Origin of the sequence: Actinocrinis sp. (assembly GCF_035653575.1) — a bacterium.
GTDB lineage: Bacteria > Actinomycetota > Actinomycetes > Streptomycetales > Catenulisporaceae > Actinocrinis.
This window is the reverse complement of sequence record NZ_DASRBQ010000078.1, coordinates 139620-151328: the sequence shown is the minus strand read 5'-3', so window position 1 is coordinate 151328 and position 11709 is coordinate 139620. Positions and strand designations below refer to the sequence as shown.

General features: G+C 71.7%; 12 protein-coding genes. 1 reads left to right on the top strand and 11 read right to left on the bottom strand.

Going from position 1 to position 11709, the window contains the following annotated elements; genetic code table 11:
- Positions 1 to 154 precede the first annotated feature (154 nt).
- From VFA06_RS11560 to VFA06_RS11545, 4 genes are all read right to left on the bottom strand, one after another.
- Positions 155 to 1102: an aromatase/cyclase gene (locus tag VFA06_RS11560; protein WP_324840492.1), complete on the bottom strand. Its 948-nt coding sequence runs from the start codon at positions 1100 to 1102 to the stop codon at positions 155 to 157.
- A 59-nt stretch (positions 1103 to 1161) separates the two neighbouring features.
- Complete coding sequence (gene fabG, locus VFA06_RS11555; RefSeq protein ID WP_414639871.1) at positions 1162 to 1944, bottom strand: 3-oxoacyl-ACP reductase FabG; 783 nt, start codon at positions 1942 to 1944, stop codon at positions 1162 to 1164.
- 66 nt (positions 1945 to 2010) lie between these two features.
- On the bottom strand, positions 2011 to 3105 hold the full coding sequence (locus tag VFA06_RS11550) for an acyltransferase domain-containing protein (RefSeq protein WP_324840490.1): 1095 nt from the start codon (positions 3103 to 3105) through the stop codon (positions 2011 to 2013).
- Positions 3102 to 3887, bottom strand: coding sequence for a cyclase family protein (locus VFA06_RS11545; RefSeq protein ID WP_324840489.1), 786 nt, complete (start codon positions 3885 to 3887; stop codon positions 3102 to 3104). The genes VFA06_RS11550 and VFA06_RS11545 overlap by 4 nt, the downstream gene beginning before the upstream one ends.
- A 235-nt stretch (positions 3888 to 4122) precedes the next feature.
- Here VFA06_RS11545 and VFA06_RS11540 point away from each other — a divergent pair, with 235 nt between their 5' ends.
- Positions 4123 to 4569, top strand: a complete 447-nt coding sequence (locus VFA06_RS11540; protein WP_324840488.1) for a nuclear transport factor 2 family protein — start codon at positions 4123 to 4125, stop codon at positions 4567 to 4569.
- Between the two features lie 79 nt (positions 4570 to 4648).
- On the opposite strand, the gene VFA06_RS11535 is transcribed toward VFA06_RS11540, so the two are convergent.
- From VFA06_RS11535 to VFA06_RS11505, 7 genes are all read right to left on the bottom strand, one after another.
- The gene (locus VFA06_RS11535) at positions 4649 to 4912 is read right to left on the bottom strand and encodes an acyl carrier protein (RefSeq protein WP_324840487.1); all 264 of its coding nucleotides are present in this window, start codon (positions 4910 to 4912) and stop codon (positions 4649 to 4651) included.
- Between the two features lie 51 nt (positions 4913 to 4963).
- The gene (locus tag VFA06_RS11530) at positions 4964 to 6202 is read right to left on the bottom strand and encodes a ketosynthase chain-length factor (protein ID WP_324840486.1); all 1239 of its coding nucleotides are present in this window, start codon (positions 6200 to 6202) and stop codon (positions 4964 to 4966) included.
- Complete coding sequence (locus VFA06_RS11525; protein WP_324840485.1) at positions 6199 to 7467, bottom strand: beta-ketoacyl-[acyl-carrier-protein] synthase family protein; 1269 nt, start codon at positions 7465 to 7467, stop codon at positions 6199 to 6201. The genes VFA06_RS11530 and VFA06_RS11525 overlap by 4 nt, the downstream gene beginning before the upstream one ends.
- Positions 7468 to 7762: 295 nt before the next feature.
- Positions 7763 to 8815, bottom strand: a complete 1053-nt coding sequence (locus tag VFA06_RS11520) for an alpha/beta fold hydrolase (protein ID WP_324840493.1) — start codon at positions 8813 to 8815, stop codon at positions 7763 to 7765.
- A gap of 19 nt (positions 8816 to 8834) precedes the next feature.
- Complete coding sequence (locus VFA06_RS11515; protein WP_324840484.1) at positions 8835 to 9047, bottom strand: acyl-CoA carboxylase epsilon subunit; 213 nt, start codon at positions 9045 to 9047, stop codon at positions 8835 to 8837.
- 9 nt (positions 9048 to 9056) lie between these two features.
- Positions 9057 to 10697: an acyl-CoA carboxylase subunit beta gene (locus tag VFA06_RS11510; RefSeq protein ID WP_324840483.1), complete on the bottom strand. Its 1641-nt coding sequence runs from the start codon at positions 10695 to 10697 to the stop codon at positions 9057 to 9059.
- A gap of 124 nt (positions 10698 to 10821) precedes the next feature.
- Positions 10822 to 11640, bottom strand: a complete 819-nt coding sequence (locus tag VFA06_RS11505) for an AfsR/SARP family transcriptional regulator (RefSeq protein ID WP_324840482.1) — start codon at positions 11638 to 11640, stop codon at positions 10822 to 10824.
- Positions 11641 to 11709 lie beyond the last annotated feature (69 nt).

Below are 11709 nucleotides of genomic sequence, written 5' to 3'. Positions count from 1 at the left end.
CGCGACGCCTGCCACGCACGCTCGCTGCGTTGGCGAAACGCCCACAGACGACCCGGTATGAGGGCGCTCCGCCGCCTTGCGATCGCACGCGCCAGACGCCGCGGCCTTATCCGACGCTACTTCTTACCCACGGCCTAGTCGGCGTTGTTCGCGCTCACCCCAGCGGCATCTCAACATGCTGCTTGGCGTGGCGCAGGGTGGTCAGGCTGTTGGTGCCCAGCGCGTGGCGCACCTTCTGCCTGGCCTCGTCCATGCTCGCCTCCTGACCCAGCGCCTCGCGAACGCCCGCCGGGTTGAGCGTGACGGTGTGCCAGGACCTCGCCTCCACCAGGCCGTCCGGCGCCGCGCGGAACTCCCACCGGCCGGTGTGAGCGCTCATCACCGGCGGCACCCGCAGCTGCTTGTAGAGGATCTCGCCGCGGTCCGCGAAGCACAGCCGGACCGACTCGGTGGTGTGGATCGAGCCGTCCGGGCTGCGAGTGTCCATCACCATCCGCTGCACGCCCGGCACCGACTCGGTCAGGTCGAGCCGGCTGACGTGCGGCAGCCGCTGCGGCCACAGGTCGGCCCGGTTGATGAACTCGAAGACCGCGGCCACCGGGCCCTTGATGGACACCGCGTCGCTGAAGGTGAAGCGCAGCTGGTCGGGCCCGGCCTGCTGCTCGGCCGCGGCCTTGAGCGCCGCCAGCTCGGCGTTGCTGTTGCGGTCCACCGCCTGCTGGATGAACGCGACGGCGTCCGGGTCGTCCGCGATCGCCTCGAAGTCGTGGGTCAGCGTCACCGAACAGCGCTCGCCATCGCCGAGCTGCTCGACGATCCACTTTCCGCCCATCGAGGCGACCGGCGGGCTGGAGACCACCTGGTGGAAGGCGATGGTTCCGGCGGCGCGGTCCATCGTGCGGCGCGAGGTCCAGTCGCGCACCTCGCCGTTGGCCAGCGCCCAGATCCGCAGCAACTGCTCGCCGGCCTCGTCGCGCAACAGATCGACGTGCACGGTGGGGCCGAATACCTGCGGCCAGCCCGCGACGTCCGCGACCAGCCCGAAGACGGTGTCCGCCGCGGCCTCGACGGTGATGTCGTGCTTGGTGTGGTAGGTCGCCACTGTGGTTCTCTTTTCTCTCTGCGACCGCCGGCCGGGGCTCCGCGCCGGCGCCGGGGTCGTCAGTAGTTGCCGAGGCCGCCGCACACGTTGAGCGCCTGGGCGGTGATGGAGGCCGCGGTGTCGCTCGCCAGGTATCCGACGAGTCCGGCGACCTCTTCCGGGGTCGAGTAGCGGCCGAGCGGGATCTTGGCTTGGAACTTGGCGAGCACCTCATCCTGCGTGGTGCCCCAGTGCTCCGCGTAGCCCTGCCGCACCCTGACCGCGAGCGGAGTCTCGACGTAGCCGGGGCAGACCGCGTTCACGGTGATGCCGCTGGTCGCCAGCTCCAGGCCGAGGGCCTTCGTGAAGCCGACCACGCCGTGCTTGGCCGCCGAATAGGGCGCCCCGAACACCACACCCTGCTTTCCGCCGGTGGAGGCGATGTTGATGATCCGGCCCCAGCCGCGTTCGCGCATCCCACCGTGCGCGAGCACCTGCCGGGTCACCCGGAAGACGCTGTTGAGGTTGGTTTCGATCACTGAGTACCACAGCTCATCGGCGATCTCGGCGGTGACGCCGCCGCCGTTGCGCCCGGCGTTGTTAACCAGGATGCCGAGCGGTCCGTAAGTTTCCACCGCCGCCGCGACCGCGCTCTCGACGTCCTGCTGCGCGGTCACGTCGGCGCGCCGACCGGCCGCGGCGTGGCCGTCCGCGCGCAGCTTCTCCACGACGCCGTCCACGTCCTCCTGCGTTCTCGCGCACAGAAAGACCGGGTGTCCGCGCTCGGCCAGCAGCCGCGCGGTGGCCAGTCCGATCCCGCTGGTGGCGCCGGTGACCAGCGCCGGAGCTTTCGCTGACATCATTCCATCCCTTTCCGCTGGTTTAATGCGGTTTCGACTGCGGTGCCCGGGTTTCACCCGGGCGGCGGTTCACAGCGCGATCCCGGCCGGGATGAGCACGGCGGGCACGGCCGCGGCCGGCTGCTCGTCGACGAGGCAGTCGCGGGCGGCCGGCGGAATCCGGTAGCCCTCGGTGGTCAGCCGGTCGATCGCGCGCAGCACGGCGGTCCGGTCGGCGTGCGGCGGCGCGGGCCGGTGCCCGAGCATGGAGACGACCGCGCTGCGGCGGGCCAGCACCTCCGGGTGGCGGCGCGCGAGCACCGAGAGCCCCTGTCCCGGGCCGGTCTCGACCAGCAGGTAAGAGCCCTGCGACAGGAGCAGGTCGAGGGCGGGGCCGAAGAGCACCGGCACGCCGGGCACCATCGCCCAGTACTCCGGGTCGCGGGCGGTCGCCTTGTCCAGCGGCCCGGGACGCGAGGCGGATACGATCGGGATGGCCGGGGCGTTGAGCCGGATCCCGGCGAAGGCGGGGATCGAGGCGGCGCAGGCTTCGAGGATCGAGGGGCTGTGGAAGCCGCGCAGCGCCTTGGCCGGCATACAGGTGATCTCGGCGCGTTCCAACGCCGCGCGCACCTCGGAGAGCTGCGGTTCCGGCCCGGCGACCAGAAGCTGGCCCGGGCCGTTGACCGCGCCGATGACGACCTCGTCGGTCAGGAAGGGTGCGACCCGTTCCTCGTCGGCGACCACGGCGAGCATTCCGCCGAGCGGCGCGCGCTGGAACAGTTCGACCCGGGAGAGCAGCAGCGCGGCGGCGTCTTCCAGGCTGGCCACGCCGGCGAGGGTGGCCGCGACGTACTCCCCCGCGCTGTGGCCGATCAGCACCGAGGGCTCCACGCCCCAGGACTGCAACATCCGGCCGATCGCGTAGCCGATGCCGAACAGCAGCGGCTGCGCGCGGATCGCCTCATCCACCGGGATGCGCGGGTTCTCGCAGAGCCAGTCGGCGCGGATCGCCGCGCCCTCGCGGCCCAGCAGGACGAAGAACTCGTCGATCGCGTCGGTGAAGGCGGGTTCGCGCTCGTAGAGGCCGACGCCCATGCCCTGGTGCTGCGCGCCCTGGCCGGGCAGCAGCAGCGCGACCGGGCGCGGGGTGGACGTGCCCGCCGGGACGCCGCGGCCGATCACGACGGGTCCCCGATCATCGCGACGGCCCGGGTCCAGCCCGCGCCCGCGCCGGTCAGCTTGACCGGCAGGCAGCTGACCTGGAAGCCGTGCGCGACCGGCAGCGCCTCCAGGTTGGCGAGGCGCTCGATCTGGCAGAACTCGCGGCGCCGGCCGGTGAAGTGCGCGGGCCACAGGACGCTGCGATCCCCGGTGCGCTGGTACTCGCTGATGATGTGCGGGAACGGCGCGTCCAGGCTGAAGGCGTCGGTGCCGATGACGCGTACGCCGAAGTCCAGCAGGTACTCGGTGGCCGGACCGTCGAGGCCGACGAACTTGGTGAAGTACTCCGGGGTGCCCGCCCGAGCCGAGGCCCCGGTCCACAGCAGCGCGATGTCGTAGGGCTTCGGGTTGTAGCCGATACGGTCGAGGGCTGATTCGAGGTCGGCCACGGTCGCCGCGCCGGAGCCGATCGCGGTCAAGTCGAGCACGAAGGCCGGGCGCACGAACCAGTCCAGCGGCAGCTCGTCGATGGTGCGCGGGACGCCGCCGCCGTATTCGGTCCTGGAGCCGTAGTGCGCGGGGGCGTCCACGTGGGTGCCGGTGTGCGCGGTGAGCGTGAAGGTGTCGTTGTTGAGAAACTCGCCGTCGGGCAGTTCGTCGACGGAGAGGTCGAGACCGAAGTGCTCGCGCATCGCGCCGGTCATGTGCTCGGCCCCCTGCGCGGGGGTCATCGGCTCATGCCGCACCGGTTCCGGCTCCCAGAAGCGGGCGTCGACCGGCGTGGACAGATCGATCAGCTGCATCGAGCCACTCTCCTCACGGGCTGTCTCCTCACGGCTGAGGTCAGGGTGGGGGGTGGCGCTCGAGAGCCGGTGGACGGCTGCTTCGCAGGGCTCTGGTGCCGCCCGGCGCGTCCGGCGGGCGGCGGGCAGCTCAAGACGGGCTCCACAGGGCGTCGAGCAGCGTTCCCGACCCTCAGTGCACGGAGACGGCCACCGCGCGGGGCCGTCTGTGGGCTGACGAAAGAGGAGTACTCGCATGGATGCCCTGTTGGAGGCGGCCGGCAAGCCGGTCTCCGCGGACCTCTACCTTGAGGTGCAGCAGTTCTATGCCTGGCAGATGCGCCTGCTCGACGACGGTCTGACGGCGCAGTGGGCGCAGACCTTCACCGAGGACGGCGTGTTCGACGCCAATGGCCACCCGCATCCGGTGCAGGGCCGCGACAAGATCGCCGCGGGCGCGCTGGCCGCGCGCAAGGCGCTGGACGAGGCCGACATCCGCCACCGGCACTGGCTCGGCATGATCACCGTGACCGAGCAGAGCGACGGCGAGCTGCTGGTGCGCAGCTACGCCACCGTCATCGAGATCCCGCACGGCGGCAAGGCCTCGCTGAAGTTCAGCACGGTCTGCGAGGACCTGCTGGTGCGGGTCGACGGCGAGCTGAAGATCCGGGACCGCCAGGTGGTCCGGGACGATCTGCGCTGACCCGCGAGACGAAACACGGCCGCCGCCTCCCCCCGGGGGAGGCGGCGGCCGTGTGCTGTCAGGTGTGTATCAGGGTTCGTCAGGACGCGACGATCGGAGCGGATTGGATCATCTCCAGCAGGCTGCGGAACGTCTCCGCGTCTGACACCGCGTCGTCCGGCAGGTCGATGCCGTACTCGCGGCGGATGCGGCCGGTGACCTGGAGCAGCGCGAGCGAGTCGTAGCCGATCTCGACGAAGGGGGTGTCCAGGACGTCCTCGCCGTCCAGATCCACTCCCTCCTCTACCCCGGCGCTTTCGCGCAGCAGTCTGGTCAGCACTTCGCGGTCGATCGTGTGGGACATGCTCGGCACTCCTTGCTCGTTGGCGGTTCTTCTTCCGGTAGATGCGGTGGCTCAGGCGCCGACGACGAGGGCCGCGTTGAACCCGCTGTAGCCCCTGGCCAGGACCAGGGCGGTGCGCGCGTCGGTCTCGCGGGCCTCGGTGACCAGGTCGATCGGCAGGCCCGGGGCGGGCTCGGAGACGTTGACCGTCGGCGGGATGACGCGGTCGCGCAGGCTCAGCAGCGCGGTGGCCACGTCGAGCGACGCGCCGCCGCCGATCAGCCGGCCGGTCATCGTCTTGGGCGCGGTCACCGGCACCGCGTTCGGGCCGAACAGCGCGCTGATCGCCAGCGCCTCGGCCCGGTCGAGCCGTGGCGTTCCGGCGGCGTCGGCGAACACGACGCCGATGTCGGCCGGGGCGAGACCCGCGTCGGTGATCGCCTGGCGGGCGGCGCGCAGCAGTCCCCCGCCGCCGTCCAGCGGGCCGTTCTCAGCGTCCTGCGAGGAGGGCCGCGGGTCGAAAGTCGCGGCGTACCCGAGGATACGGCCGTACGTGCGCTCCACCCCGCGGGCGCGGGCCGCCTCGGCGTCTTCGAGCACGATGATGGCCCCGCCCTCGCCGGGCACGTACCCGTTCGCCGCGGCAGAGAACGGCAGGAAGCCCTGCGCCGGATCGTCGGAGCGGCTCAGCAGGCCGGTCGCCAGCTGACCCATCCAGCCCCACGGGCACAGCGCTCCGTCGACCCCGCCCGAGACCACCAACTGCGTGCCCTTACGGATTTGCCGGCGGGCGTGGCCGATGGCGTCGAGGCCGCCGGCCTGGTCGGTGACCACGACGCCGCTCGGGCCGCGCAGGCCGTGCCGGATCGAGATCTGGCCGGTGTTGGCCGCATAGAACCAGGCGAAGGACTGGTACGCGCTGACGTACTCCTTGCCTTTGCTCCACAGCAGCCCGAGCTCGCGCTGGCCGAACTCGACGCCGCCGCCGGAGGCCGAGGTGATCACGCCCATGCCGTACTCGGGCAGCTCCTGCGGGTTCACCGCCGCGTCCCCCAGCGCCTCCTCGGCGGCGACCAGCGCGAACTGCGTGCTGCGGTCGGTCTGCGGCAGCAGCCGGCTCGGGATGCGCGCCTCGGCGTCGAAGCCGGTCACCTCGCCGGCCAGGCGGGAGGGGTAGCGGCTGGCGTCGAAGCGGGTCAGCTGGCCGATCGCCGGACGTCCGGCGAGCGTGGCCTGCCAGTGCTCCTCGACGCCGAGCCCGGTCGGCGCGGCGATGCCGAGTCCGGTGACTACGGGTGCTGACGCGCTCATGCCTGCCTCCTGCCGACGCGGTTGAGCACCAGGGCGCTCTGGAAGCCGCCGAATCCGCTGCCGACGCTGAGCACGGCGTCGGTGCGGTGCTCGCGCGCGGTGTTCGGGACGTAGTCGAGGTCGAGCTCGGGGTCCGGCTCATGCAGGTTCGCCGTGGGCGGCACCACGTTCTCCTCGATGGCCAGCGCGCAGGCGGCGACCTCCAGCGCGCCGATCGCGCCGAGCGAGTGCCCGATCATGGACTTGATCGAGCTGACCGGGGCGCGGTACGCGTGCTCGCCGAGCGCCGCCTTGAACGCGCCGGTCTCGTGCCGGTCGTTCATCTTGGTGCCGGAGCCGTGCGCGTTGATGTAGTCGATCGCGTCCGGGTTCAGCCTGGCCTCGTCCAGCGCGACCCGGATCGCCTCGGCCATCTCGCGGCCGTCCGGCTTGAGGCCGGTCATGTGGTACGCGTTGCAGCGCGAGGCGAAGCCGCTGATCTCGGCGTAGATGTGGGCGCCGCGGCGTTGGGCGCTCTCCAGCTCCTCCAGGATCAGCACCGCGGCGCCCTCGCCGAGCACCAGTCCGTTGCGGGTGCGGTCGAACGGGCGGCAGGCGTGTTCGGGGTCGTCGTTGCGCGGGGTGGTGGCGTGGATGGCGTCGAAGCAGGCGGAGGTGATCGGCGCGATGGGCGCCTCGGTGCCGCCGGCCACGACGACGTCGACGCTGCCCTCCCGGATCAGGTCGACCGCGTAGCCGAGCGCGTCGAGCCCGGAGGTGCAGCCGGTCGACACGATCGAGGCCGGGCCCTGCGCGCCGGCGGCCCAGGCCACCTCGGCCGCGACCGAGCTGGGCACGAAGTGCCGGTACAGCTCGGGCACGACGTATTCGTGGTCTACTTCCCACTTGGTGCCGGTGTCGCTGACCACGACGTACTCGCGCTCCAGGCTGGTGGTGCAGCCGACCGCGGTGGCGATGGTGGTGCCGACGCGGCCCGGGTCGAGCGACTCGACGTCGAGGCCGCTGTCGGCCAGCGCCTCGCGGGCGCAGACCACGGCGAACTGCGAGGCGCGGTCCATCCGGCGCGCGTCCTGATGCGAGAGTCCGGCCTTGATCGGGTCGAAGTCGACCTCGGCGCCCACCCGCGAGCGGAACGGCGACGGGTCGAAGTGGGTGATCGTCCGGGTGGCGGTGCGTCCGGAGGTCAGCAGCTCCCAGTATGCCTTCGTGCCGACGCCGCCGGGGGCGACCACCCCGAGGCCGGTGATGGCGACCGCGCGGCTCATCGCCGCGCTCCGTCGCCGGGGTCGGGTGTGCGGATAGTCCTCACTGAGGTCGGTCCCTTCTCAATCCGATTCCAGCCGGGTGCCGGGACGGGCGGAATCGTGTCCCGCCCGTTCCCGGCGGCTACCGGGCACGCCCGCGGTGGCGGACGGCTGCCGGATCTCGGTCCGGATCCCCGCGGATGAGCGGGGAACGGGACCTCGTGAACGCATGGTTGGCGACCTTGCTCGACGCCCGCTCGAGCGGCTGCGGAAGCCGGGCGCCCGCCATGTAAGGGTTCTGTTACCGCCGGGCGGATCAGGCGGCCCGCGGCTGGGCTGCCGCCGGGCCCTGCGGCTCGGCGGGCGGCAGCGCGCGGCGCGGCTTGACCCTGCGGTTGCGCAGCATCTGCCGCCACTCCTCCGCGGAGAAGCCGGCCGGCTCCGTGCTCGCGATGAAGTCCAGCAGCAGGTCGAGGAACCGCTGCGGTTGCGTGTGGAACGGGAAGTGCCCGGTGTCGCTGAACAGCTCCAGGCGGCTGCCGGGCATCGCGACATGCGCCAGCCAGGCGTGCGAGGCGGGCAGGACCGGGTCCTTGTCGCCCCACATGAGCATGGTGGGCATGCCCTCGCTCAGGTAACAGCGGTCCAGCAGCGTGCCCAGCTGCCCGCGCCAGTCCACGACGGCTCGCAGAGTTCTGCCGAAGGCGAGGCGCGAGTCGGCGTTCGGCAGGGCGTCCAGGACGCGCAGCACCTCCGGCGCGTCGCGCCCCAGCGGCAGTCCGGACAGTTGCAGCAGCTTGACCGCGGCGGTGACCTGCCAGCGCACGGTGGGCAGCTTCATCCCGGCCATCAGCAGCTCGGCGCCCGGCAGCGAGGCCGCGCGCAGCAGCGGGGTCACCTGCCGGCCGACGCCGCCGGTGGCGACCAGCACGATCCGCTCCGTGCGCTCAGGGTACTGATATGCGAATTGCATGGCCACGCCGCCGCCGAGCGAGTGCCCGACCAGCGTGACCCGGTCGATGCCGAGCACCGAGAGCAGGTCGCGCATCCCGTTGGCGTAGCCGCCGATCGAGTAGTCGCCGCGCGGCTTATCGGACTGTCCGTGGCCGAGCAGGTCCGGCACGATCACCCGGTAGTTGCGGGCGAGTCCGGGCACGATCGGCGCCCAGGTCTCGGAGGAGTCGCCGATCCCGTGGATCAGCAGCACCGCCGGACCGTTGCCCGCCATCCGGAAGGCGTGTTTGTGGCCGTGAATGGTCCGGTACCGCAGGCGGGCCATCGGCAGCGGCACCGACTCCGGCACCACCCTCAGCGCCCTGCGATCCCGGGACGAGGCCGCGGCAGGCGCCGCGCCGCCCCCGTTCTTCATGTTCACCGTGCTCTCTCCCTCACTGGTGCCGCCGCCAGGATCCGGCCGAGCGGTGCTGGTACCGGGGGCGGCCGTGGCGGCGGCGCAGCCGGGGCTGCGCGTGCCCGGCCAGTTCGCCGCGCGGGCCACCGACACCGAGCGCCGCCAGGACCGCGAGAAGCGCCGCGATCTCCGCGTCGGTCGGATTACCGCGCAGAATCCGGACCTGCGCCGCGATGCCGTGCTCTGTCATCGGGGCTGCCTACACCGGCTGGTTGCCGTGCTTGCGCTCCGGCGTGTCAGCGTGCTTTTGCCGCAGCATCGCCAGCGAGCGGATCAGCACCTCGCGCGTGTCGGCCGGGTCGATCACGTCGTCCACCAAGCCGCGCTCAGCGGCGTAGTAGGGATGCATCAGCTCACTGCGATACTCCTCGATCTTGCGGGCGCGCGTCGCCCCCGGATCGGGCGAGTTCGCTATCTCCTTGCGGAAGATGACGTTCGCCGCGCCTTCCGCGCCCATGACCGCGATCTCGTTGGCGGGCCAGGCGAAGGACAGGTCGGCGCCTATCGACCGCGAGTCCATCACGATGTACGCCCCGCCGTACGCCTTGCGCAGGATGACCTGCACCCGCGGAACGGTGGCATTGCAGTACGCGTAGAGCAGCTTCGCGCCGTGCCGGATGATGCCGTTGCTCTCCTGGTCCGCTCCGGGCAGGAAGCCGGGCACGTCCACCAGCGTGACCAGCGGAATGTTGAAGGCGTCGCACAGCTGCACGAACCGCGCCGCCTTCTCGCTGGCGTGGATGTCGAGCACCCCGGCCATCACCAGCGGCTGGTTGGCCACGATGCCGGCGACGTGCCCGTCGAGGCGCGCCAGCGCGCAGACCACGTTGCCGGCCCAGTGCTCGTGGATCTCCAGCAGCTCGCCGTCGTCCACGATCTCGCGGATGACCGCGCGCACGTCGTAGGCCCGGTTCGGGTCGGCGGGCACCAGGTCAAGCAGCGCCTCGGCGCGGCGGTCCACCGGATCGCCGCACTCGGCCGCCGGCGGCAGCTCGGCGTTGTTGGACGGCAGCAGCGAAAGCAGATATCTGACGTCCTCGAAGCAGGCCGCCTCGTCGTCATGGATGAACGCTGACACGCCGGACGTGCGCGCGTGGACGTCCGCGCCGCCGAGGCTTTCGTGCGTCACCCGCTCGCCGGTGACCGCGCGCACCACGTCCGGGCCGGTGATGAACATCTGCGCGTTGCCGCGCACCATGAAGGTGAAATCGGTCAGCGCCGGGGAGTACGCCGCGCCGCCCGCACACGGCCCGAGGATCACGCTGATCTGCGGTACGACGCCGGACATGCGCACGTTGCGCTCGAAGATGCCGCCGTAGCCGGCCAGCGCGGTCACGCCTTCGTGGATCCGCGCGCCTGCCCCGTCGCAGAGCCCGACGATGGGAGCCCCGGCCGCCGCGGCGAGGTCCATCACCTTGTGGATCTTCTGCGCGTGCGCCTCGCCCAACGCTCCGCCGAACACCCGGAAGTCGTGTCCGAACGCGAATACGGTCCGGCCGTGCACCACGCCCCAGCCGGTGACCACCCCGTCGCCGTGCGGCCGGCGCCGATCAAGCCCGAAGGCATCGGCCCGGTGCCGGCGCAAAGGCTCGACCTCGGTGAAGGTACCTTCGTCGAACAGCAGGTCAAGCCGCTCGCGCACGGTGAGCTTGCCGCGCTCGTGCTGTCTGCGGGTGGCGTCCTCGTCCGGGCCCGCCTGCACCAGCTCCCGCAGCGCGGACAGGTCGGCGGCGAGTTCACGCAGCCCGGGCCGGACGGCGGCGCCGACGGCCTGCTCGGCCTCGGCGATGGTCTCGGCCACCAGCTTCGCGTCGAGTTCTTCGAGGTCCGCGGTTTCCATGCACACTCCCTGCCGCGAGGGGCGCCGGCGGACTGCCGACCTTGCGGGACCGTAGGCAGCGTCCCTCGTGCAGCGGTGGAGAACCGGCTGGCTGGAAGTACCGGCTCCGCGGAAACCGGCGATGTCAGGCCACGAAGCGGTCGTACGTGGCGTCGCGCCGCGGCGAGTCGATGTCGAGCGCGGGGTCGGAGCGCAGGATCGCCTGCTGCAGCCGGTGCACCCGGCCCGACGGTTCGAGTCCCAGCTCGCGGTTGAGGGTGTTGCGCAGCGCGTGGAACGCCTCCAGGGACCGCCAGGCGCTGCCGCAGCGGTAGAAGGCGACCATCAGCTGCATGCACAGGTTCTCATGCATCGGATAGCGGGCGACCAGCACCCGCAGCTCTCCAATCAGAGCACTGTGCCGGCCGAGGTGCAGATCCGCCTCGATCCGGCGTTCCAGGGCGCCCATGCGGGCCTCTTCGAGACCGAGCACGTCGAGCTCGAGGACCCGGCCGGCCCGCACGTCCAGCAGCGCGGGACCGCGCCACAAAGCTAGGGCCCGGTTCAGCAGATCCGAGGCGGCGTGGTCGTCTCCGGCCTCGTGCGCCTGCCGGCCCGCTGTGGCCAGCTGGTTGAACTCGTCCGCGTCGATCCGACCCGGTTGCACTTCAAGCAGATAGCCCCCGTGCCGCGTGACCAGCACGTCTTTCGCGACGCGGCCCCGCTCCCCGGCCAAGGCCGCGCCGATGAGGCGGCGCAGCTGGAGCACATAAGTCTGGAGCGTCGTGGCGGCGCTTCGCGGCGCCTCCACCCCCCAAAGCTCCTCTACCAGGGTGGGCACGGTGACCACGTGATCGGCGCGCAGCGCGAGCAGGGCCAGGACCTGGCGCGGTTTGCTCGCGCTCGGGACGATCGAGGAACCCTGCTCTTCGATGCACAGCGGGCCGAGAACTCTGACATCCATCTCACGGCCTCCCTTCGAGGTGGCGTCCAACGGTCAAAGACCGAGACGACGACCGTGTGTCGAGACTGA

Excerpts from the sequence above, each read along its gene's own strand:
- fabG (WP_414639871.1), bottom strand. The coding sequence starts at position 1,944 with ATGATGTCAGCGAAAGCTCCGGCGCTGGTCACCGGCGCCACCAGCGGG.
- VFA06_RS11540 (WP_324840488.1), top strand. The coding sequence starts at position 4,123 with ATGGATGCCCTGTTGGAGGCGGCCGGCAAGCCGGTCTCCGCGGACCTC.
- VFA06_RS11530 (WP_324840486.1), bottom strand. The coding sequence starts at position 6,202 with ATGAGCGCGTCAGCACCCGTAGTCACCGGACTCGGCATCGCCGCGCCG.
- VFA06_RS11545 (WP_324840489.1), bottom strand. The coding sequence starts at position 3,887 with ATGCAGCTGATCGATCTGTCCACGCCGGTCGACGCCCGCTTCTGGGAG.
- VFA06_RS11525 (WP_324840485.1), bottom strand. The coding sequence starts at position 7,467 with ATGAGCCGCGCGGTCGCCATCACCGGCCTCGGGGTGGTCGCCCCCGGC.
- VFA06_RS11535 (WP_324840487.1), bottom strand. The coding sequence starts at position 4,912 with ATGTCCCACACGATCGACCGCGAAGTGCTGACCAGACTGCTGCGCGAA.
- VFA06_RS11510 (WP_324840483.1), bottom strand. The coding sequence starts at position 10,697 with ATGGAAACCGCGGACCTCGAAGAACTCGACGCGAAGCTGGTGGCCGAG.
- VFA06_RS11505 (WP_324840482.1), bottom strand. The coding sequence starts at position 11,640 with ATGGATGTCAGAGTTCTCGGCCCGCTGTGCATCGAAGAGCAGGGTTCC.
- VFA06_RS11520 (WP_324840493.1), bottom strand. The coding sequence starts at position 8,815 with ATGAAGAACGGGGGCGGCGCGGCGCCTGCCGCGGCCTCGTCCCGGGAT.
- VFA06_RS11515 (WP_324840484.1), bottom strand. The coding sequence starts at position 9,047 with ATGACAGAGCACGGCATCGCGGCGCAGGTCCGGATTCTGCGCGGTAAT.